This window comes from uncultured Pseudoalteromonas sp. (genome assembly GCF_963922945.1).
In the GTDB taxonomy this organism is placed as follows: Bacteria; Pseudomonadota; Gammaproteobacteria; order Enterobacterales; family Alteromonadaceae; genus Pseudoalteromonas.
The window spans coordinates 29,928-50,724 of the sequence record NZ_CAWUKC010000018.1 but is presented as its reverse complement, the minus strand read 5'-3'; the positions used below and the strand labels follow the sequence as shown (position 1 = coordinate 50,724).

At 38.6% G+C, this 20,797-nt stretch carries 21 protein-coding genes; 10 read left to right on the top strand and 11 right to left on the bottom strand.

The genetic code is table 11. The annotated features are described in order from the left end of the window. Positions 1–279 precede the first annotated feature (279 nt). Positions 280–882, bottom strand: coding sequence for a thiamine biosynthesis protein ThiC (locus AABI99_RS06270; RefSeq protein WP_338364526.1), 603 nt, complete (start codon positions 880–882; stop codon positions 280–282). 311 nt (positions 883–1,193) lie between these two features. Then, entirely contained in the window at positions 1,194–1,895 is a 702-nt protein-coding gene (locus AABI99_RS06265) for a metal-dependent hydrolase (protein ID WP_338364524.1), read from the bottom strand. A 224-nt stretch (positions 1,896–2,119) separates the two neighbouring features. Here AABI99_RS06265 and AABI99_RS06260 point away from each other — a divergent pair, with 224 nt between their 5' ends. Then, entirely contained in the window at positions 2,120–2,542 is a 423-nt protein-coding gene (locus AABI99_RS06260; protein ID WP_338364522.1) for a hypothetical protein, read from the top strand. 10 nt (positions 2,543–2,552) lie between these two features. Here AABI99_RS06260 and AABI99_RS06255 read toward each other — a convergent pair whose 3' ends face one another. The 3 genes from AABI99_RS06255 to AABI99_RS06245 are packed head-to-tail and all read right to left on the bottom strand — an operon-like array spanning position 2,553 to position 5,882. Further along, positions 2,553–4,184, bottom strand: coding sequence for a sensor domain-containing diguanylate cyclase (locus tag AABI99_RS06255; RefSeq protein WP_338364521.1), 1,632 nt, complete (start codon positions 4,182–4,184; stop codon positions 2,553–2,555). Beyond that, positions 4,177–4,617, bottom strand: coding sequence for a hypothetical protein (locus tag AABI99_RS06250; RefSeq protein ID WP_338364519.1), 441 nt, complete (start codon positions 4,615–4,617; stop codon positions 4,177–4,179). The genes AABI99_RS06255 and AABI99_RS06250 overlap by 8 nt, the downstream gene beginning before the upstream one ends. A gap of 2 nt (positions 4,618–4,619) precedes the next feature. Beyond that, positions 4,620–5,882 (bottom strand): hypothetical protein, encoded by a 1,263-nt coding sequence (locus tag AABI99_RS06245; RefSeq protein ID WP_338364517.1) that lies wholly within the window; start codon positions 5,880–5,882, stop codon positions 4,620–4,622. 279 nt (positions 5,883–6,161) lie between these two features. Between AABI99_RS06245 and AABI99_RS06240 the strand changes: the two genes are divergently transcribed. From AABI99_RS06240 to AABI99_RS06225, 4 genes are all read left to right on the top strand, one after another. Then, positions 6,162–6,944, top strand: a complete 783-nt coding sequence (locus AABI99_RS06240; protein ID WP_338364515.1) for an ATP-binding cassette domain-containing protein — start codon at positions 6,162–6,164, stop codon at positions 6,942–6,944. After that, positions 6,941–8,389: a DUF3526 domain-containing protein gene (locus AABI99_RS06235; RefSeq protein WP_338364513.1), complete on the top strand. Its 1,449-nt coding sequence runs from the start codon at positions 6,941–6,943 to the stop codon at positions 8,387–8,389. Before AABI99_RS06240 ends, AABI99_RS06235 begins: the two co-directional genes overlap by 4 nt. Then, positions 8,386–9,648, top strand: a complete 1,263-nt coding sequence (locus AABI99_RS06230) for a DUF3526 domain-containing protein (RefSeq protein ID WP_338364511.1) — start codon at positions 8,386–8,388, stop codon at positions 9,646–9,648. The genes AABI99_RS06235 and AABI99_RS06230 overlap by 4 nt, the downstream gene beginning before the upstream one ends. Before the next feature lie 80 nt (positions 9,649–9,728). After that, positions 9,729–11,840, top strand: a complete 2,112-nt coding sequence (locus tag AABI99_RS06225; RefSeq protein WP_338364510.1) for a TonB-dependent siderophore receptor — start codon at positions 9,729–9,731, stop codon at positions 11,838–11,840. A gap of 75 nt (positions 11,841–11,915) precedes the next feature. Here AABI99_RS06225 and AABI99_RS06220 read toward each other — a convergent pair whose 3' ends face one another. Further along, positions 11,916–12,665, bottom strand: a complete 750-nt coding sequence (locus AABI99_RS06220) for a transporter substrate-binding domain-containing protein (RefSeq protein WP_338364508.1) — start codon at positions 12,663–12,665, stop codon at positions 11,916–11,918. Between the two features lie 137 nt (positions 12,666–12,802). Beyond that, a complete protein-coding gene (locus AABI99_RS06215; protein ID WP_338364506.1) occupies positions 12,803–13,717 on the bottom strand; it encodes a 2OG-Fe(II) oxygenase family protein in 915 nt (304 codons plus the stop codon). A gap of 220 nt (positions 13,718–13,937) precedes the next feature. On the opposite strand from AABI99_RS06215, the gene AABI99_RS06210 reads away from it, so the two are divergent. Further along, positions 13,938–14,252 carry a hypothetical protein gene (locus tag AABI99_RS06210; RefSeq protein WP_338364504.1) on the top strand — a complete coding sequence of 105 codons (315 nt, stop codon included), beginning with the start codon at positions 13,938–13,940 and terminating at the stop codon, positions 14,250–14,252. Between the two features lie 46 nt (positions 14,253–14,298). On the opposite strand, the gene msrA is transcribed toward AABI99_RS06210, so the two are convergent. Beyond that, positions 14,299–14,898 (bottom strand): peptide-methionine (S)-S-oxide reductase MsrA, encoded by a 600-nt coding sequence (gene msrA, locus AABI99_RS06205; RefSeq protein WP_338364502.1) that lies wholly within the window; start codon positions 14,896–14,898, stop codon positions 14,299–14,301. A 228-nt stretch (positions 14,899–15,126) separates the two neighbouring features. Between msrA and AABI99_RS06200 the strand changes: the two genes are divergently transcribed. Continuing rightward, complete coding sequence (locus AABI99_RS06200; protein WP_338364500.1) at positions 15,127–15,321, top strand: CPXCG motif-containing cysteine-rich protein; 195 nt, start codon at positions 15,127–15,129, stop codon at positions 15,319–15,321. 57 nt (positions 15,322–15,378) lie between these two features. On the opposite strand, the gene AABI99_RS06195 is transcribed toward AABI99_RS06200, so the two are convergent. Further along, positions 15,379–15,579 carry a hypothetical protein gene (locus tag AABI99_RS06195; RefSeq protein WP_338364498.1) on the bottom strand — a complete coding sequence of 67 codons (201 nt, stop codon included), beginning with the start codon at positions 15,577–15,579 and terminating at the stop codon, positions 15,379–15,381. A gap of 98 nt (positions 15,580–15,677) precedes the next feature. Here AABI99_RS06195 and AABI99_RS06190 point away from each other — a divergent pair, with 98 nt between their 5' ends. From AABI99_RS06190 to AABI99_RS06180, 3 genes are all read left to right on the top strand, one after another. After that, on the top strand, positions 15,678–16,160 hold the full coding sequence (locus tag AABI99_RS06190) for a GNAT family N-acetyltransferase (protein WP_338364496.1): 483 nt from the start codon (positions 15,678–15,680) through the stop codon (positions 16,158–16,160). Positions 16,161–16,298: 138 nt separating this feature from the next. Next, positions 16,299–16,910: a MarC family protein gene (locus tag AABI99_RS06185; protein WP_338364494.1), complete on the top strand. Its 612-nt coding sequence runs from the start codon at positions 16,299–16,301 to the stop codon at positions 16,908–16,910. A 60-nt stretch (positions 16,911–16,970) separates the two neighbouring features. After that, positions 16,971–17,825, top strand: a complete 855-nt coding sequence (locus AABI99_RS06180; RefSeq protein ID WP_338364530.1) for an alpha/beta hydrolase-fold protein — start codon at positions 16,971–16,973, stop codon at positions 17,823–17,825. Positions 17,826–18,182: 357 nt separating this feature from the next. Here AABI99_RS06180 and AABI99_RS06175 read toward each other — a convergent pair whose 3' ends face one another. Both AABI99_RS06175 and AABI99_RS06170 read right to left on the bottom strand, forming a co-directional pair. Beyond that, positions 18,183–19,319: an MFS transporter gene (locus AABI99_RS06175; RefSeq protein WP_338364492.1), complete on the bottom strand. Its 1,137-nt coding sequence runs from the start codon at positions 19,317–19,319 to the stop codon at positions 18,183–18,185. Positions 19,320–19,521: 202 nt separating this feature from the next. Then, positions 19,522–20,733, bottom strand: coding sequence for a porin (locus AABI99_RS06170; protein WP_338364490.1), 1,212 nt, complete (start codon positions 20,731–20,733; stop codon positions 19,522–19,524). Positions 20,734–20,797: the final 64 nt, after the last annotated feature.

The following is a 20,797-nucleotide window of genomic DNA, read 5'->3' as shown; positions in this document are numbered from 1 at the left end:
AAAAACTCGAGGAGCTTTCTATATGATTATCAAATCTTGACTTCAGACATTAAAACTAAAATTAATAAAATTGCTTTGGTTCAAGCTATTTATGGTCTCTAAAAGCGCAGTGTCTCATATTCTCTTTATGAGTTAGGGATATGATTGATTACTAAAAAATACAAACGAGGGATGTGCTAAGCGTAACCAAAAATATAAAACATCGGCGGATTAACATTTTAATACACGCCGATGTTTAACCTTTATTTTAAAAAGCACATAACTTTAAGCTATTAGGGTTTAATCTTGCTTACGGTTAAGACTAAATAAGCAGATTGCTAACAGTAACGTTGCAATCATACCTGATGCGCCAGCCACACCTGATGGTAGGAAACCATCACGGCCAACGGTAATTAATACTGCATTGGCTAACATTGCAAGCACACCCGTTAAGGCTGTAAGGCCGCCAATGGCTTTGCCGCCTTTTGCAATAAAAGATAAACCAAATACAACAGCTGCTAAACCTAATAATAATTTAGCTGCGTAGTAAATCATGAATGACAGCGAAACCACGCCACCAATTAAAGGCTGTGCGCCTTCTACTGTGCCTGCAACTTTACCAAATGTAGAAAACAAAGTAAGACCAACGCTTACCTGCACGATGTTAAGTACTGCACTAAACGTGATAGCTGACCAGCCTAGTTGTGCATTTTTTGCTTGCAACATAGCTGAGCCCGCAAAGGCAACGAGTAAGGTAAATACTAGTGCTTCTAGTCCCCATGCAAACTGCCTAGAAAAGCTAATTTGAGCACTGTAAAGAGCTGAAAAGATAGCCTGTGATATAGCCAATAACAACAATAAAGATGCTGAAATTAGGATGGTGCGTTTATGTGTAAATTCCATTAGGGACCTCTTATGATTTTATATTTAACGTTTTAAAAATGCAGACGTTTTCACGCATCAAACCGTTGAAACTTTTATATAAATATTGAAACTATAAGACAGGCAAAGCAATTTAAAAATTTCACTAAAACCAATAAAAATAATAATTAATTACAAATAGAGCCAAGCTTTAGTTTTTAATTTAAATATTGAGGTTACTTTGATTTGCTAAACGGGTGGTTTTCAACATTAAAATAGACATTAGATAAAAACATCTATACCCATAAATAGTGTTTATGGGTACTTTAATGGGGTAAGTACTTATAAGCTTATTAAGATAAAAGCCTAAATTGAGACCAATCACTTAATGCGGTAATAGTTTGCTCTGTGGGTGGGGCTACATAGATTAAACCTGCAACGGCAATAACCGATGCCAATGTAATTAACTTATTATCAAAGTCGGCAATTTTAAGCGCAGTGCCGAACGAGCGTTTAATGGTGGTATTATTTAAATCTACACTGTAAAGTTCATCAAGTAATAGATGGATTAATCCGCCGAGTAAAATAAACCCACCTGTTAACCAAGCAAAAGTAGCTGCTTGTGTGGTCGTTTGCTCATTGAGTTGCCAGGTTACTTGCGTTGTTAATAGCGCGCATAGCAGTAAAAATAGTAAAGAATGGCAACTGCCCCTATGAACGGTGATCCATTCAAAAATGGGTCTTAGGATGTATTTCATAAATCCGTACACTAATAGCGGTACTATAATTAACTCAATAAAACTAATGTGAATAATTAGTTCGGTGGTTATGTAATGCAGCACCAGTAATACAGCGCTTAGTGCAAATAAGTTAAAAATAGTGTCGAGTGAGGTGGAGTTATCTGAGTCTATGTCGGGTAATAAGCCGCCAATTGAACCTAAAAACCATAACCAAAGTGCGCCGTTTAAATCAATATGGCCTGCAGATAATAAAGTGGCTGAGCCCAAACCGGTGATGATGACTGCAGTATTAAGATGAGTATTGAAATTTGCCATTGTATCTCTTGATAGAAAAATAGGTTGGCATTCTAGCAACTGAAAACTTAATTGTTCAATTTACTTTAAAGGTTTGGATGTAAATCTATGTTTTAGAGGGCTGATTTATCACTTTTTACTAGTGTAGGTTTGTGAACAATGAAGTGAATTATAATTATTTTTATAAAAATCAATAATAAGCGTAGCTATTTTAGTTTAGCAGACTAAATGAAAGGTCATTTTTTATGAATCAAAATAGATATAAAGCATCGTTTCCTGCGCCTAACATTGGTAGTCACTATTTTGTTTCATCAACGTGGAGCAGTTATGGTTTTTGGGCTTTATTAGCACTGACTCCGCTTGCTCATTACATGATGTACTACAGTGAAGACGGTTTAGCGCACGGGGAAGATTTAAACACTTTAGGGTATGTAATATTTGGCGCTATTGCATTGTTTGTTTTAAATATTGCAGCCCAATCTATATCTTGGTTAGGCAGGCTTTTGGCAGTGGTTTGTTTTAGCATCAGTTTGTTCTTTATATTATTGCTAATCTACCTTAGCGCATATAGCCACTTTCCAATCGCTTATTTAGGTGCTATTTCGTATTTTGGCTTAGCGGCTTATTTTTATAATAAAGATTATTTAAAAGCCTTAAAAACGCTATAGCATTCGCTAGCTAATTTTTTATATCGTCATAAAAGGCCACTCTACCTCTGCCTGTTTCTTTTACGTGATAAAGGGTATTGTCACCGTTATGCATTAATTCGTGAAGTTCAGTGCCATCATAAGGGGCTATTGCAATACCTATGCTTGCACCTACTGCACATGCTTGTGTGCTTGAAATACTTACCTTTTGTTGTAGCTCATTTAATAGGGCGGTCGCATGTTTTTGTATTTCTTTTTTATCGACCTTATTTAGCTGCCGTGCAACTATAAACTCGTCACCGCCTAAGCGGATACACATATCGTTTTTTTGGTGGAAAAGCGTTTTAAATCGGTGCGCTGTTTCTATAAGCACTTTGTCGCCAGCTTCGTGGCCGTAGGTATCGTTAATAGGCTTAAATTTGTCTAAATCAATCATCATAACAACTAAATGACTGTTGTTATTTATGCATTCTCGAAGTGTTTTAGTAAGACGTTTTTCTCCGGCGCGCCTGTTTAATAGGCCGGTAAGTGGATCGTGATCAGCTTCAAATCGTGTTTTAAGCTCGCGCTCTGTACGTTCGGTTATATCATGTAAAATCACCTCTACTAAGGGCACTTGCTGTTGGCCTCGTTGGGTATTTCGCTGGTCAGTTAACCTTGCAAATAAACAATGAAACCATACGGTTCTATCACCTAGGCTACATTCAATATCTAAAGTGGCTTGAGAAGGTTTTTTGTTGTCACGAATAGCTAAAAGTAGACTTTGTAATTCATCAGCATTGTTAACTAAATCAGTAAAGTATACGTTTGATAATTGGTTTTCACTAAATACACTAAAATAGCGCTTAAATGCAGGGTTAGAGGTGGTTATAATGTTTTTGTCATTAAGCAAACAAATACCCGCACTAGCTTGCTCAAATATTAGCCTGAATTTGGCTTCTAGTTCTTGAGTTTTTTTACGCAGTGCTTGCTCGTTGCTGATTGTTAAATGCAGTTCGTGCATTAAGGCATTGATACCTCGGGTTAATCTGCTTATTTCATCTCGCTTACCTTGCTTATAAGTCAGCTTTGTGAATGTTTCGGGCTCGCTCGGGTTTATTTTAGCAAAGCTGTCGGTTAGGTCTTGAATTGGTTTAGTAAGCCAACGATGCACGACCAACGATACAAAAAAAGCAATAACAATGGATTGTATGAGCATTAAGATAAATTCTTTGATAAGTGCAGCTTGAGCTTGCTGTTTTATAAAGTTATCGTTTGGGTATATTGCCAGCTCACCTATATAAGTGTCGTCTAAAAAAGGGTGTACCAGTTTAACAATAACTGCTTCTTTGTTTTTATTTGTGGTGCCATTAGCAATGAACAGCTCAATTTCGCCTTTTGCATTTGCATCGCCTTCGAGGCTTGCGCCTTGGACTAAATCGTTTCTCAATAAGCCGTTTATTATTTCTTGGCTTAATTCTTTATCATTTATATAAGCGGCTATTGCTGCTGTTTTTTCTGTTGTTCGTGCTAACTGTTGTACTAGCTGATAGTTAGTGTTTTTCTTTTCTTTAAAACCTGAAAAGTACGACAACATTGACGACACAATAGATACGACAATTGCAATCATGGCAATTGAGAGTGCAACACGTATATAAAGGTTGTGGCTGTTAACTTTAATCAAACGTGTACACCACTTTAACTGCATCTGTTACTTTAGTTAGAGGGATATAACCTATGGCAAATTTTGATGCTGCAATTTTATTTATAACATCGTCTACGGATGTTGAGGGGGTGGGGGGCTTAGCGCGACCAGAAAATAGTAATCGTGCCCAATAGGCATTTATTTTTTGCTCGTCTTTATTGACCAGCTGTATATAAAAATCGTTTTTTAGTGCTGATTGAGCAGGTAAATCAAGTGGTTTTGAGGCCTCACCATCGGGGAAGGTTAAATAGCGTCCCATATAAATATCAATAATTTCTCGTTTTGATAGGGTGTTTATTGCATTGTTTTTATTTACCACTACAGCAAACTCTGTTGAATTAGCATAGGCGCTAGCAAAAAGCAGGTACCAAGCGAGTATTATATTTATGCAAAGGTTGCGAGGTTTTAACATAACTAAAACACCATACTCGCATTTAAGCTAATTATATGTACTTTGTTGCTTTTAGTTGCATCGTTTGGGTCAGCTAGGCTCCACAGACCGGCTCCTTCTGGCTTTATGTCAAAGCGGTCTAACTGGGCTTTTAGTGCAATGCGCTCAGAAAGCTGCCATTTAACTCCTATATTAATCACGTGTTGATGCACGTTAGTTATTTTTACAGCTGACTCTGTGATAGCTGCGAGTTGTTGTATGGGCGCAGAGGTTTGATCAGGTATGCCAGGCGGTATAATAGGGTCTGTGATTTTAACCACGTCGTCACGATTTTTAGCTGCTGAAAAACCAGTGTAAAAAATTGCATTATTTACCCTGTAACCAGCACTAACATAAGCGCTCAATACAGAGGGTGCCACTATCCAATCAGACTCTGAGACCCCTAATTCAGATTGAACAAGCCAATTATCATTATCGTAAGTGAGTCCAAAAGCAGCGTATTCTAGGGTATTGCCTTGGGTGTTAAATTTAGCCGATATACGTTGAGCTTGCGGCCAAATACTCTGTGGTACGGCGTCAAGTGCATCTATAAATGCATGTAAATTAGATGATTTATAGTCGCCTAAATTTGAATGTGATAACGAAAAGCGCATAGTCCATTCATCTAACATGTAATTTGCACTAAATGTAGCTAAGTTATCAAAATCAATAAAAAAATCATTGTTATAGGCTTTGAGCTTGGCAGTTGAGGTACCATAAGCGAGTTTTAAACGTAAAAAACCTTCATTTATATACTTGCTGTACTCTAGATCAATCCCATCAAAGTTGCTTGCTATGTTTGCAAATGAATAATAAGAATGGGGCGGGCGTACCCATGTATAGGCGTATCCTACATAGGGGTATTCAGAAAGTAAGTAAAGATCGCTATTTAACCTGCCAACACGTAATGCCCAATGGCGCGAAGGGCGATAACGCACAAAAGCGAGTTCTAAATAATTATCAAAACTTTTAAAGGTGCGATCTTGTAGTACTACCTGAATAACAGAATCCCAATTTTTCGCCAGTGATACATTTGCTTGCCCGCCTAAAATTGAATCTCGTGTAACTGAAGAACCAGCTTCGTTTTTATTTGCATAGCTTGATGCAAAGCCAATATCTGAGTCGTCAGAGTAACTAAAAGTTAAAGACGCAAAGCCACTAAAATTGACATCTAGGTTGTTTGCGTAAGATTTATTTGTTACAAAACTTGCTAGTAATGCAATAGCAATTGCGCCTCGATGAAGCATATTAGCCCATGGTTGATAAAGTTTAATATAATGAAAAGATAGCACAATATATAAATATACCCACTTACCTCGTAATTTTTAACTAAATAATTAGACTGACTTAAAATCGTAATCTAGGTCATTTAGCATTACTTTAAAAACTGCGTTATTTAACGTTAGTCTTTTTTAAATTTAGCATGTGTAAAGTAAGCATTAATTTGAATGTTATACTATTGCAATAAGCGTTTGATATAGTATAACATTCACCACATTCTAATTTCCCCCTAATCGAGTTTGAATGTGAGTACACCTACAGAAGTAAATCAAACAACACCTATAGAATCTCAACAAGGTGAAAACACCAAAGGCACAATTGTTTCAGTAGAGTCATTAAGTTTCAGTATTAAAAATAACGCCATCTTAAAAAACTTAAACTTTACTGTAGGCTCAGGCGAAATATACGCGTTACTTGGTGGTAATGGTGCGGGTAAGTCAACCACCTTAAAAACGTTATTGGGTTTTAATAAGCCTACTCAAGGCTCAGTAAAAGTAGCGGGTAAAGAGGTAACACAGGCGCTTGATTTTGTACGCGGAAAAACTGCATATTTACCAGAGTCAGCAACGTTATACCCGCATTTAACAGCTCGCGAAAACGTAGAATATTTTTTATCTCTTGCTGATATAAAAAAAACCAATGAGCAAATTAATGCCGCGTTTAAGCGTGTTGCTTTACAAGAAGGGGCGTGGGAGCGCCCAATGCAAACGTATTCTAAAGGCATGAGGCAAAAAACCGCAATTGCACTAGCCATTTTACGTGAAGCCCCCATATTTTTACTTGATGAACCTACATCGGGATTAGACCCCGTTGCAATTGATGAGTTTAACCAACTAGTGCGAGAACTTGCATTATCAGGTGCCACTATTTTAATGGTGACACACGATGTGTATGGTGCCTGCCAAGTCGCTAACCGTATTGGTTTACTTAGAGCCGGTGAGCTGGTGGGCGAATTTGACGCCCCTGAAAACGGCCGTATTGATACCGAACAAGTACACGCAGCCTTTGCTCAAAGAGGCGTGAAATGAGTATCAATAACTTCTCAAAAGTGGTGATAGTTGCAAAAGATGAATGGCGCTATTGGCTACGCTCAAAACTGGCAATGACCGTTTTAGCTATCGGTTTATTATTAACGCTTTCATCGGTGGTCGTGACGGCCATTACCATGCACGAGCTGAGTCATACGCGTCATGAATTACAGCAAAACGCAGAGCAAAACTTTGTTGATCAGCCCGATCGCCACCCTCACCGAATGGTGCACTATGGGCATTATGCTTTTAGAACCCCAACCCCCCTTAGCACGCTCGATCCTGGTATTGATGCCTACACGGGAAATTCAATATTTTTAGAAGGGCACAGGCAAAATAGCGCCATGTTTGCTGAGCAGCGCCAAGGTACAGCGCTTACCAAATTAGGGAGCTTAACCCCTGCGTTTATAGTACAAACATTAGCGCCGTTACTGCTTATATTAATTGGTTACAGTTCTATTAGTCGTGAGCGTGAATCGCAAACCCTGTCGTATTTATTAGCGCAAGGGACTAAAGGCAGCACCCTTATTGCAGGTAAAGGCTTGGCGCTTCTTTCTATTGTTGGGCTGATTATTACTCCATTGGCGGTATCGGCGCTATTTACCCTAAGCGCGGGAGAGAGTGTATTAGCCGTTGTAAGCTTTATAGTGGGTTACGCAGTGTATTTGAGCGTGTGGGTGTTAGTGGTTTTACTTGCATCGAGCGTGTTTAATAAAAATAGCGGTAGCTTCACAGCGCTTGCGTTTGTATGGATTTTACTCTGTATTGTTATGCCACGTGTCGCCAGTACCAGTGCGTCTACTGCTGTGCCTTCGGCTGGAAAAATAGAAACCGATTTTGCAGTAAAAGCAGAGCTTAGAAAGTTAGGTGATGGCCATAACACCAACGACCCTGCCTTTAAGCAATTTAAACAATCACTCCTTAAAAAATACAACGTAAATAGTATTGATGAGCTGCCGGTAAACTTTAGAGGACTAGTGGCGAGTGAATCAGAAGCTAAACAAACCAAAGTACTAAATCATTTTGCAGAGCAACGTATGCAAGCCGAGCTCAAGCAAACGCAGGTATCGCGTTACTTTGGATGGGTATCTCCTATGGTGGCTATTCGTTCTTTATCGATGAATGTGGTAGGGACAAGTATAGAAACACATCATCGCTTTTTGCGCGAAACAGAACAATTACGATTTGATTTTGTACAAGGGCTTAACAAAGTACACATTGAAGAGCTTGATTATCAAACAGACATGAACCGCAATGCAGATGCTGCAGCCACTAAAAAAGCCCGCGTGAGCGCTGACAACTGGCAAATTCTGCAAGACTTTAATTTTAGTGCAGATAGCGCGCAAGTGCGCATGCAGCGTAGTATTCCCGCTTTTTTACAATTAATACTGTGGATTGTTGTGCTTTTAGGTTGCATTAAATTGGTAGGAAAACGCTTAATATGAGTTATTTAATTACACAACTTAGCCGTGAGTGGGGTTTTTTACTTCGCCAAAAATATTTAGTGGTATTACTTTTGTGCAGCTTTGTTTTATCAGCCTTTGCAATTTACAGCGGGCTAAGCGAAGTAAATGCGCAGCAGCAAACCATAGAGCGCTTAAAAGTAGCAGATCAAAGCGATCGCGCTAAAGTTCAAAATAAGCAAACTGATCCTGGTATGTTGGCTTATTACAGTTTTCATTTAACTTACTCTCAGCCTTCGAACCTTGCGTTTGCGGCCCTAGGTGAGCGCGATATTTTTCCGTGGAAACACCGCATTAATTTATTAGCACTTGAGGGACAAATTTACGAAAGTGATGCGCAAAATGCTGAGCTTGCGCAAGCGGGTAAAATCGACTTTGTATTCGTAATTAGTGCGTTAGCACCGCTGGTTATTATTTTGCTGTTTCATGATTTATTTGCAAATGAGCGTACTAGCGGCAGGCATGATTTACTTGTTACTACGGCTAAGTCGTACTTTGCGTTATGGGGCGCACGTATAACGGTGAGATTTATTGCGGTTATGGTGTGTTTAATGTTGCCATTTTTAGTTGGTGCATTTATAGCTGGGGCAACTGCGCTAGACATTGTTTATGTATCACTATTATGTATTGCTTACCTTGGTTTTTGGACTGCACTTAGCGTGTGGTGGGGTAAAAGGGCAAGCAGTGCACCGCGTGTTGCATCGAGCTTAATAGGCGTGTGGGTATTGTTTGCGTTTATTATTCCTATTCTAGGTGATTTGGCTATCAATAAGTCAGTGTACTCACCAAAAGGTGGCGACATTATGCTTACTCAGCGTGAGGCTGTTAACGATGCGTGGGATTTACCAAAGTCGGCCACGATGGAACCTTTTATTGAGCTTTACCCAGCTTTAGCACCTTACACCCGTATGAGTAGTGAATTTGAGTGGAAATGGTACTACGCATTTCAACAAATGGGTGATGTAAAAGCGGCTAAGTTGTCGAAGGCGTATAGAGATGCGGCGGAAAAAAAATACGACTTAGCAGGTGTTGTGTCGTGGTTTTCGCCACCGCTGTTACTGCAGCGCAGCCTTACGCGTGCAGCTAACACTGATTCGATTGCGGCTTATGCGTATGAGCAGCAAATCAGAGATTATCATCAACAATTGCGTGAGTTTTATTACCCTTGGTTATTTTATAAAGGTGACCCCACTAAAACTGCACTAGAGAATATGCCTCGCTTTGACACACCAAAGCAATAATCGATTACACGCGCTAAACGCCTTGTTTAGCGCAATTATAAAAACACAACAAAAAACATTTAAATAACACAAGGTTCACAATGAAAACCAATCGAAAAGGGCTTAAGCTCACCTATTTAAGTACTTGCCTAGTAAGCTTATTTAGCAGCCAAGTAATGGCTGCTGAGCAAAACCAGCAAAGTACAAGCGTAAAGGATGACGCAATTGAAAAAGTAACTGTTGTTGCATCTCGCCAGGCTTACCAAGGTAACTTTAGCCCTTTAGAAACCCCGCAGTCTGAGCTCAAAATTGACTTAGAAGCCCTTGAAAACGCAGGTGCTGTAAGTCTTGATCAAGCCCTTGATTTATCAGCCTCCGTTGCGCGTCAAAACAACTTTGGTGGACTGTGGAATAGCTTTGCATTACGTGGCTTTGTAGGCGATGAAAACTTACCAAGCAACTACTTAGTAAATGGATTTAATGCAGGACGCGGTTTTGGTGGCTCGCGTGATTTATCGGGTATTGAGTCTGTTGAGGTGTTAAAAGGCCCTCGTGCGGCTTTATTTGGCCGCGGCGAGCCAGGAGGAACGGTAAACTTAGTTACTAAACGCCCAACCTTTGATACCGAAGGCGAAATTAAGCTTTCTGTAGGTAGTTTTGATACTTACCGTGCCGATGTTGATTACACCACACCGCTTAGTGACGACGTAGCAATTAGGCTTGTTGGTTTTTACGAAGACGCCGAAAGTTTTAGAGATACGATAGAAACCACCAAACAAGGATTTAGCCCATCAATAGTGTGGAATATTAATAATAACAGCCAGCTTATATACGAGCTTGAATACAGCGAACAAGAAGTACCGTTTGATAGAGGTGTATTAGCAATTGATGGCGAGCTTGGCCTTATTCCTGAGAGTCGCTTTTTAGGTGAGCCGGGCGATGGCCCAATTGAAGCCGATGTACTAGGGCACCAGTTAGAGTATATTCATGATTTTGATGATAACTGGAGTATTTTATTTGGTGCAAACTACCGCGATACGTCTATGGAAGGCTTTGCAACCGAAACCGGTTTTGGTGGCGTAGTAGATGGCGAAGTAAACCGCTTTAGACGCTACCGCGACTTTGACGCAAAATACCACGTATTGCGTGCAGAGCTAAGCGGAAGTATTGAGCTGGGCGGTTTTGAGCACCGTTTAATAATGGGTATAGATAGCGATAAATTTGAAAACGATCAAGTGATTTTGCGTGTACGTGGCGATCAATACATTAATGTATTTGACCCTGTTTACGGTGCGTACGAATTACCAACACCAACATCTAATACTGACCGCGTAGAAATTCAAGAGTCGCTAGGCATATTTATTCAAGATCAAATAAGCTTAACCGATAAATTAGATATTCGTATTGGTGCACGTTTTGATGATTATGAGCAACGTTTAACTAATCGTTTAGCAAACACTAAAACTAAACAAACTGAATCACGCGTGAGCCCGCAGTTTGGCTTGGTTTATGAAGCGAGCGATTATATTTCTGTTTATGGTGCTTACGGTGAAAACTTCCGTCCGCTTTCGGGCGCTGATGCCAATGGCGATGGTTTTGAGCCTAACCAATCTACCTCTACAGAAGTGGGGGTTAAATTCACTCTAAATGATGGCGCCTTATTTGGTACTGTTGCGGTGTTTAAAGTAGAGCAAGACAATATGCTCGTGGTAGACGACCCTACCGCGTTTACTTATGCAGCGATTGGTGAAGCTCAAAGTAAAGGGATAGAAATTGATATAACGGGTGAGCTTAGCGATAGTTTAGAAATTTGGGCGTCGTATGCGTATGTTGATGCCCAAATAGAAAACTCATTTTTTGATGCAAACTTTGGTTACACTGTTGAGGCGGGAGAGCCACTTTTAAATGTACCAGAGCACCAACTTAGCTTACAGCTGGTTAAATCGAGCGAGCTTGCTGGTAAAGCTATAAAATTTGGTGGTGGGCTGTTATATGTTGACAACCGCAATGGCTTTTTTGGTACCGACTTTGAGTTACCCAGCTACACAACCGCGCGTGTTTTTGTAAACTATGATGTAACAGACGCGATTGGCATTACCGCTGAGGTAAATAACGTATTTGATGAAACGTATTACTCCAACTCGTTTGCAGATGCATGGGTACAACCTGGTACACCTCGAAATGTTAAGTTTTCTGCCTCTTATAAGTTTTAAAATGCTTTAAGCTAAAAGTGCAGCGACAGCCCATTCGCTGTAAATTAAAAGGTCGCTTATTTTAAGCGACCCTTTTTATTTTTCCCGTTTGTATTTTTCAAATATCTTATTGTACTCGCCTGACTTTTTTAATTTTTGTAGCTGAATATTAAAGTCATCACGCAGCCTTTTTGATTTAAATAAATATCCGTTAGGGCTTTTGCCAAAAAGCGCAAAGTGCTGTACTGCTTGTTGGGTGTTAATACCTTTGAGGGTTGAACGATAATAGTCAAAGCTGTGTTTATCCATCTGAATAACATCAGTTTTATTTGAAAAAAGCATTTTTACTTGCAGTGATTGGTCGTGAACTTCGTAATATTGTGTGTTTGCATTTGCCATTTTTGCATATTCTTCACCTAAGTGTATGTCGGCTCTTGGCCATGAGATTAAGCTATGGTTAGCTAAGTCAGCTATTTTTTTAAAGTTAAATTGTTTGCTTTTTAAAGCTATTGCCACATTTTCGTATCCATAGGCTGCATCAGAAATATAACCATCTAGCAGGTTACCATTAGCGGTGTTTAAATTGATGTCGGCTAATATGTCTATACTCCCTTCAACATACCCTTTAACACGGCGAGTATAAGGGTAATACCGAGGCTCTATTTTGAAACCTAAGGGGGTTAAGGCAGCTTTAATAATATCGAGTGTGATGCCACTATTACTTTGTGACATGACATAGGGCGGTAATGTTTCACCTAAACCAACAACTAAACTTTGTTTTGCAGGTGCTGCATCAATAAAGGGTGATATAAGTAAAAAAACTAGACTATAAATTGTTAACTTCATTAGGTTGTTTTAATTAACTTGCATAGTAAAAATATAGTAACTAAGTGGTTATGCAACAAGTTAATAGCCCATTAAAGTATTATTAAATACCTTTAATGGGCAAATACTAGGAGCAAAAGGTTAAACTTGGCACCGTTTTAAAATGGTGCATAGCCGTCTTGCGTGGTTTTTGGCGTGGTCCAACGATCTTTTGCATCAATATCTACACGTTTTGATCCCGGTGCAGGTATACGACCGTTATCGCCAAAAAGCCATAACACTAAGTTTGTTCTGTCGCCACTGGTGATAGGTTTTGCAGCGTGTGGCACACTGCCTTTGTGGATCATGGCGGTGCCTGGTTTAAAGCTTAACTGCACAACTTTAGCGTTTACTTGGTCGTAAAAATCAAGCTCTGAACCGCTAAACTCTTCCCCAGGTAAGTTTAAATTAATATTTAATGTTACCGATGATGCATCGGTATGCGGACGAATAGATGCATCAGTGTTAGGGTCGTAATAAATTGAAAAACCAAATGTTTGCGTGTCGTAACCCATTATTTCGGGGAATAATAAACGCGAAATAGGGCGCATATAGATATTTAATATTTGGTTATAGAATGCCTGAAAACTTGGCGCAGCTAAATAACCCTCTGAGCGTTTGTCTAGCATGGCGCCACGGCGGTTTAATACAATACCGTACGGTGGACGCATAGGTATATTAGCATTCCATACTTTTTCTAGGTAACCACGTAGAACGGCTAAACGCTCAGGATCGAAAAACTGAAATTGGTACACATCAGTCGCTACTTCTTCTAAAAGCGCTTTTACAAAATGTTCTTTTGATGGGTTTTGCCATGCAGCATTGACGGCTTCACGTAAGTTTTTATCTAGTAATGAATCGTCAAGGGTAAAGGTGGTTGTATCTACTTCGGTTTCTTCCCACTCTTTCCAGGCTTGTGTGAGTAGTTGGTCGTTGTTATACCAAAAATGCTGTACAGAGTGCTCACGATTTAACATGGCCTCTCTTGAGGGTAACGCTAGAGCACGAGCAAGTTGTAATTGGGTGGCAGACATAATGTGTAACTCCAGTTGTTGAATTAGGTTTTATCAATCTAGGAGTGCAATTTATTATATTTAATAAAGTAGATAAACGGACTGCTTTAGGAAACAGAATCAAAATAATATTTATAATTAGGGGGAATGTATAGAATTAGCTGTTAGCTGTTAGCTGTTAGCTGTTAGCTGTTAGCTGTTAGCTGTTAGCTGTTACGTTATAATTTTAAATGGATTTTGTATGTTGCCAAAATGTCTTAATTGTCAAACGAATATATCATTAGCTTGGTTTGTTGTTGCTCGTATGTCTACAAAGTATAGGTGTACTAAATGCGTGACACTGCATGAGTTTACCCAAAGGCATAAGCTGATTGGTATTATTGCTGTAATTCCTCTGATAATTTTAGTGAATATTTTAGAAACTATTATTCCATCTTCAGTATTAAGGTTTGTACTTCTTTTAGTACTAGCAGTTACAGTAATGGTTTTTATACCTAAACAACATAAACTTTCAGAGCATGATAATTTAAAAGAACAGGTTAAAATTACCGATTAGAATTGATGGGTTTGTGTTAACCCATCAAGCATTTTAATATAGGCTTTTAATGAGTGACTCTATCACCCCAAATTTCTTCTAGGCGGTTATCGCGGCCACAGCGCCAACGGTAAGTGTTGTAGCGTATAGGGTTATTTTTGTAATAATCTTGATGGTAGCTCTCTTTACCTTTTATTGGGTAAAAAGTGCTGGCATTAAGTATGGGCGTGACCACTGTTTGATTATGAAACTCCTCGACAACGGCTTGCTTAGTTTGCTCTGCTATTTTACGTTCTTGCTCGTTAGCTACAAAAATTGCACTTAAATAACTTGGGCCTTTATCACAAAATTGGCCTTTGGCATCGAATGGATCAATATTTACCCAAAAATGATCAAGTATGCCTTTATAGCTTACTACGTCAGGGTCATAAGTAATTTGCACGGCTTCATAGTGGCCTTGGTGATTACCATTGTAGGTAGGGTTTTTAATTTTACCGCCTGTAAAGCCTGATATAACGTCTTTAACGCCTTCTAGTTTTTCAAAGTCGCTTTCCATACACCAAAAGCAGCCACCGGCTAGCACCGCTTTTTCGGTTTTGGCTGCCTGTGTAAAAGTGCTAAATAAAATTGTGGCAGATGTTAATGCAAGCGTAAGTGATTTTTTCATAAAATGATCCACCTGTGGTATGAGTTTATATATTCTTAATAGTTAGACCCGTTCATTGTAAATTCTATTTCATTGTTTTTAGAAGACTTACGCGAACAGCATAAAAGATAATATACGTAAAAATTATAAATTAAGGCCAAATGAACATTTAAAAACTTATAGGCTTAAAGTTGTATTTTTAAAAGTGTGTTATTAAAGTGAAATCATTAATAAAACGGCAGGTGTGAAATGAATCAGTTAACTGAAAAATCGATAGGTTGTCCGTATTGTGGAGAAACCATAGACGTTTTACTTGATGCAGCAGATATAGACGCGCCATATATAGAAGATTGTCAAGTATGCTGCAGACCGATTTCGTTTGTCGTATTCGACGATGATAATGAGCTTAAAGTTAATGTATACAGTGAAGATGATACATTTTGATTGGCGTTACTAGCTATAAAGCAGGCTGTAAAGGGGCAGCCTGCTTTTTATAAAGTGCTAGCTATCTTGCTCTCGGGCTAGTTGGTTTGGTAATAACTCTTCTACTATTTCGCGAGCTGAAAGTGTATAACGTGTGCCATCAAACATAACAGAAGTAAACTCGTTAATGTTGGTAATACCTGTTAGGGTCCAGCCTTCACCACGTTTAGGGCAGTATACAGTGGTGGTGGGTTGAATTACTTTAAAATCGTCACTCATTATTGCTCTCAATATTAGCTATAAGATAATACTTGTTAATACGTTATGGTAAGTTAATAATGCTTAACCATAAAGCGCTATTTTAACTCCTGTATAAAATGTTTAAAACAACTCACCTTGAACGTGTTACTTTGCGTTTAATTACCCACAAACACGGCCCGCAGTTATTTTTTATTTTAAACCACCCGCAAGTGAGTCAGTTTAACGATTACAAAACGCCACTGAGTAAAAACCAAATCAAACAGTTAATACAAGATGATATTAACGGCTATTACGAGGGCGAAGTGATCAGAGTGGCAATTGAACATAATATTACAGGGGAGTTAATGGGGACCTGTGGGCTTTATAATTTAACTAAATGTAAAAGTAAGGCATTTATTGGTTTTGAGCTTCACCCTAACTTTTGGGATAAAGGCGTTATGTTTGAAGTGATCACCGGTTTTATAGACACACTTAAACAACATATTGACCTTAAATATTTAAGTGCTGAGGTAAGTGCCCATAATGCGCGCTCGCACAATTTACTTTTAAAATTGGGGTTTAGTTTGCGCGAGCATTCTATATGGCATAAACAGTTATAGCTAATATGCATTAAAAAAACTCATCATTATAGGAACAAATAAAATATAAAGTTTAGTCTATTTGACTTATAGTGAAGTGTAAGCAAATGAATTTGTTACCCGAGTTTTTAAAACGTGTTCGCTTAACAAGGATTTTATATGCTAGAAAAACTATCTCAAGATGCCCTCGTTATTTGGGCCACTATCGACCCAATAGGTACCATGGCGCTATTTGCGGCGCTTACTTCTCATTTAACAGATCAACAACGCCGTAAAACTGCATTTAAAACGGTGCTTTATGCAGGGGCTGTGCTACTTGGATCTATTTTAATAGGGCAGCTAATACTTAATGCAATGGGTATTCGGTTGGTTTCGTTTCAGTTAGGGGGCGGAATTATATTGTTTTTGTTTGGACTGCAAATGATTTTTGGCAGCGACTCTAATAAAGCAAAGCAAGATCCCGAGCACGATATTGCAGTGTTTCCGCTGGCTATACCCGCAACAGCTACGCCAGGGGCTATTTTAGCTGTAATACTGCTTACCGATAACCACATACACCCCATCACCACTCAAATAGGTACTGCGTTGGTTACGCTTGGTGTATTAGGAGTCACATTAATACTGCTATTACTTTCGGGTAAAATTATTAAGCTAATTGGTACGGGCGGCGCCTCTATTTTAACGCGCGTAATGGGGATGATACTAGCTGCTTTTTCGGTAGAGCTGATAATGACTGCACTTGAAGTTAAGCGGTGGGTAACGCTGGATTAAATATCTCCTAAACATTTAAAGGAATGACGCATGGCAATAAAAATAACATAACACTATTTTATTAATTTAAGTTTAGCCGTAGTCATTTTTGCTATCGGTATTTTAGCCATACGTTATTACAACCATTATGTATCGCACTATACCGACGTAACAATTAACTCAAGCGTGCTTAATGAGTCGCGCAAAGTGTTTATAAGGTTACCCGTTAATTACGAGCCTAAAAGAGCGTATTTGTTAATTATTAAAACCGATGGTAACTTTAATTTAGATACATGGGATAAAGTACTTACAAAACAAGCTAAGAGCGAAAAAGGGGATAAGGCTATATTGGTGTCTATTCCTAATTTGTTTTTTACAGATACACGTAATCGCGATTTAGTGCCTCCTTATGCTCGCCAAGATGTAAATACACAAGCGCGCACAGAAAATGAAACACTTATAGAGCCAAATGGTGAAGCTGACAAGTTTTTAGCGTTTATTGAAACTGAGTTACTTCCGTATTTATCGGTAAAATATAAGCTTAGTAATAACCGTGTATTAAGTGGTTTTTCGGCAGGTGGCAGCTTTGTGCTTTATACACTGCATACAAAACCTGAACTGTTTAATGGCTACTTTGCTTTTAGCCTAGCGGCTTGGTATGACGATATGACAGTGGTTAATAATGTAGAAGCATTTTTAACTACTCAAGCAAATAAAATTAAGTCGCCTACTTATTTATACCTTTCTGTGGGTGGAGCAGAACATCCGTTAATGTTAAAAGCGTTTGATAATTTAGAGTCTGCTTTAATAGCAAACCCTAATAACAACCTTGTGTGGCAAAGCGCTATAAACGAAGGTGCTGAACATTCAGATAATCCAACACTAAGTGTATCAAAGGGGTTAGCTGGTTATAGTACATTTATTAAAAATAGGTAGATAGCCTCAAACGATAACTGTATTTATATACAGTTCTTAACTCTTGAGTTAGAATGCCATCAGTACATATAGACATATACCAAACTCACTGTTATTGCTTTTAACCATCCTTACGCATTTGTGATCAGCGATAATCTTTTTAATTACTTTGCCATTTAAGTATATTATCACCATCTTTATAAACTCTTAATGCAATTAATATAGATTAGCTGGTGGCTTCATGCTAAAAGAACACATCATACTATTTTGTCGTTTTGTAGGAAACTTAGCTAAAGAGTGAGCATGAATAAAAGTAGCCAATAAATAGGGGATAATTGGCTACTTAATTTGATAATTTTACCGGTTATTGATTGCTGCTTAGTACGCTTTAGGTTTTACAAGAAGGGCGATAGCTACAACGGCGCTTAAAATACTGCATATTATTAATACGTTATGTTCACCCCCAGGTATGTACTCCATAAAAGAGGTAAAAAACTGGCCGGAGAACACCGCCATTGTAAAATACGATAAGTTACGTCCGCGAACATTTTCAGGGCTTAGCTCTACGGTCATGTGGTTTAAAAGCGGAATACTAAAACCAAAGCCAATACCAATTAATAGCGCGCCTAATACTAATATCAATGTACTTGATTGTATAAAGCAAAGGTATGATAAACCAAAGGCAAAAAATGCGATTGCTAATACATTTATCTCACTAAGGCGTTTAGTTGCTTTAGGCATAAATCCCGCTGTAAATACTGCAATTAAAGATATAAAAGCCAATAGTTGGCCTATTTCAGACTCATTAAAATTTAGTGCGTGCAAGGTAATAGGTAAAAGCACGGTAGAGGTAAAAAATATGGTCATAGCTAGGGTTGATATTATATAAACCCCTTTAAGAGTTAATGCGTTTGAATGGCTCTTTTTTATTTGTTGAGTTTGCTCTGTATTTTGCCCGTTTAATTGCTGCTTACGGGGGACAAACATGAGCAACATAGCTAAAAATAACCAAGCAATTAAATATAAAGCAAGGGGTAATCCCCAATACATTGACGCTAAAACACCGCCTAAAAATAAAAATATAACGCCACCTAGCTCTATCGCCATACCTTGTTTGGCAATCATATTCAGTCGGGCTTCGCCGCTGTACCACGTTGAAATTAATACGGTGCAACTTGCCATCACTATTGCTGTAATACCACCTAATGCAAAACGATTAATAAATACTAAGGTCGGGCCATGTAAAAAGTAAGCACATGCACCCACTAATCCGTATAAAAATAAACCTATTATAAGTAAAGGGTATGCGCCGTACTTGTCTATTAATCTTCCGGCTAGGGGGGCAAACACGACCGCACCTAAAGAAGGTAAAGTAATTAATAATACGCTGTTGCTTTGTATGCCTAAGCCATCAGCAATGGTAACTAAACCCGGCGCTAACAGGGTGCCAACCATTATGGTTAAGCTGGCAATGCATAGTAGAGTAAAATTACCGGCGGTTTTGAGTGAACTCATTTTCTCTCCATTAATTTTCGGGTGAATTTATAAGCATGCTTATAGGCATTATTTATACGCAGCGGACACAGCTTTTATAAAGTGTTATAACAAATAATAGCCATTGTTAACGCATTCAAACATTTAAATTTTTTCATCATTTAACGTTTAAAATAAAAAGCCCAGCATATAGCTGGGCTTTGTGTGTTGTTATGGTGGGAAATTAAAACTTGTATCTAAAACCAAACGCAATACCGTCATCTTCTGACTCTTCCATTTGTGCTTGCTGTTCTTTATCGTCACTTTCAAAGTCACTAAAATCTTTACGTGCTTCAACGTAGGCAATGGTGTTCTCATCAATTAAATAATGAACACCCACTACAGCAAATTGACGTTTAAACACATCATTTGGGTCGGCGTTAAAGTTTGGCTGAATAACATAATCATCACCTGCATCTAAAATGTTATATGCCACAAAAGGACGTACATCATTATCAAAGCGATACGACATAAAGGTTTCTACACCAATAGAGTCTTTAATTAAGCGCCCTAGGTTATCGGTATCGTGGTTTTCACTTTTATTTATGTTAGCCGCAACGTATAACCCGGGTTTTTCTATGCTGCCCCACATTACACCCGCACCAAAAATTAAATCTTCAACGGATTGCGTTGTACCATCGCCGTACGTTACATCAAATTCACCGCGGTTTATTCCAGCTGTTAACGTTAGCATTTCAGTTGCGTTATAAGTTACAGAGCCACCAAAGGTGTAGTTAAATTCAACTTCTTGTGCTGCACTGTCGCCAGTATTCCAAAGGGCTTCACAGGCTTGTTCCGAAATATCGTCAACATCGCAGGTATAAAATTCACTGTTTTTAAGTTGCGCTTGTACGGCAAAACTAAAATCGTTGTAGCTATTACGGTATTGAATAAGTTTATCACCACGGCCAGTACCATTTACTGCACCGTCGTCTTTATTATAGGTGTAAACACCTGCGGCATTACCATCCCATACAAAGCTGTTATTGGTGCCGTAAACGACGTCGTACCATGCCCCCCATTGTTTACCAATGGTAATTTGCCCGTATTTTTCGTGCGATAAGCCAGCATAACCTAAACGGTTATATAAAAACTCATCTTGAATAGATTCAAAGCGGTTGTTGTAAATAATATCGCTGCTGCCAACAGGGTTCACACCCCATTCAACAAGCGCCAGTGCAGACCACTCTTTTTTTAGTTTTCGGGTAAAACCAAAGTTGATGCGTGAAGTACCATTAACAACTTCGGTTTGATTTTGTGTGTTAATAACGCGTACATCAAGGTAACCACCTACTTTTATAGTATTTTTGTCGTCTTTATAAAGCTCAACTGCTGAAGCAGTTGGTGCAATTACGATGCTTGTTCCTAATAATAGGGTTACAAAGTTTTTAATCATTTGTGATGCCTTGTGTGTATTAACATATAAAATGTGACAATAAATTTAGAAGACACGAAGACTA

Coding starts and splice junctions, on each gene's coding strand:
- AABI99_RS06270 (WP_338364526.1), bottom strand. CDS start 882: ATGGAATTTACACATAAACGCACCATCCTAATTTCAGCATCTTTATTG.
- AABI99_RS06265 (WP_338364524.1), bottom strand. CDS start 1,895: ATGGCAAATTTCAATACTCATCTTAATACTGCAGTCATCATCACCGGT.
- AABI99_RS06260 (WP_338364522.1), top strand. CDS start 2,120: ATGAATCAAAATAGATATAAAGCATCGTTTCCTGCGCCTAACATTGGT.
- AABI99_RS06250 (WP_338364519.1), bottom strand. CDS start 4,617: ATGTTAAAACCTCGCAACCTTTGCATAAATATAATACTCGCTTGGTAC.
- AABI99_RS06245 (WP_338364517.1), bottom strand. CDS start 5,882: ATGCTTCATCGAGGCGCAATTGCTATTGCATTACTAGCAAGTTTTGTA.
- AABI99_RS06235 (WP_338364513.1), top strand. CDS start 6,941: ATGAGTATCAATAACTTCTCAAAAGTGGTGATAGTTGCAAAAGATGAA.
- AABI99_RS06230 (WP_338364511.1), top strand. CDS start 8,386: ATGAGTTATTTAATTACACAACTTAGCCGTGAGTGGGGTTTTTTACTT.
- AABI99_RS06225 (WP_338364510.1), top strand. CDS start 9,729: ATGAAAACCAATCGAAAAGGGCTTAAGCTCACCTATTTAAGTACTTGC.
- AABI99_RS06220 (WP_338364508.1), bottom strand. CDS start 12,665: ATGAAGTTAACAATTTATAGTCTAGTTTTTTTACTTATATCACCCTTT.
- AABI99_RS06215 (WP_338364506.1), bottom strand. CDS start 13,717: ATGTCTGCCACCCAATTACAACTTGCTCGTGCTCTAGCGTTACCCTCA.
- AABI99_RS06210 (WP_338364504.1), top strand. CDS start 13,938: ATGTTGCCAAAATGTCTTAATTGTCAAACGAATATATCATTAGCTTGG.
- msrA (WP_338364502.1), bottom strand. CDS start 14,898: ATGAAAAAATCACTTACGCTTGCATTAACATCTGCCACAATTTTATTT.
- AABI99_RS06200 (WP_338364500.1), top strand. CDS start 15,127: ATGAATCAGTTAACTGAAAAATCGATAGGTTGTCCGTATTGTGGAGAA.
- AABI99_RS06195 (WP_338364498.1), bottom strand. CDS start 15,579: ATGAGTGACGATTTTAAAGTAATTCAACCCACCACCACTGTATACTGC.
- AABI99_RS06190 (WP_338364496.1), top strand. CDS start 15,678: ATGTTTAAAACAACTCACCTTGAACGTGTTACTTTGCGTTTAATTACC.
- AABI99_RS06185 (WP_338364494.1), top strand. CDS start 16,299: ATGCTAGAAAAACTATCTCAAGATGCCCTCGTTATTTGGGCCACTATC.
- AABI99_RS06175 (WP_338364492.1), bottom strand. CDS start 19,319: ATGAGTTCACTCAAAACCGCCGGTAATTTTACTCTACTATGCATTGCC.
- AABI99_RS06170 (WP_338364490.1), bottom strand. CDS start 20,733: ATGATTAAAAACTTTGTAACCCTATTATTAGGAACAAGCATCGTAATT.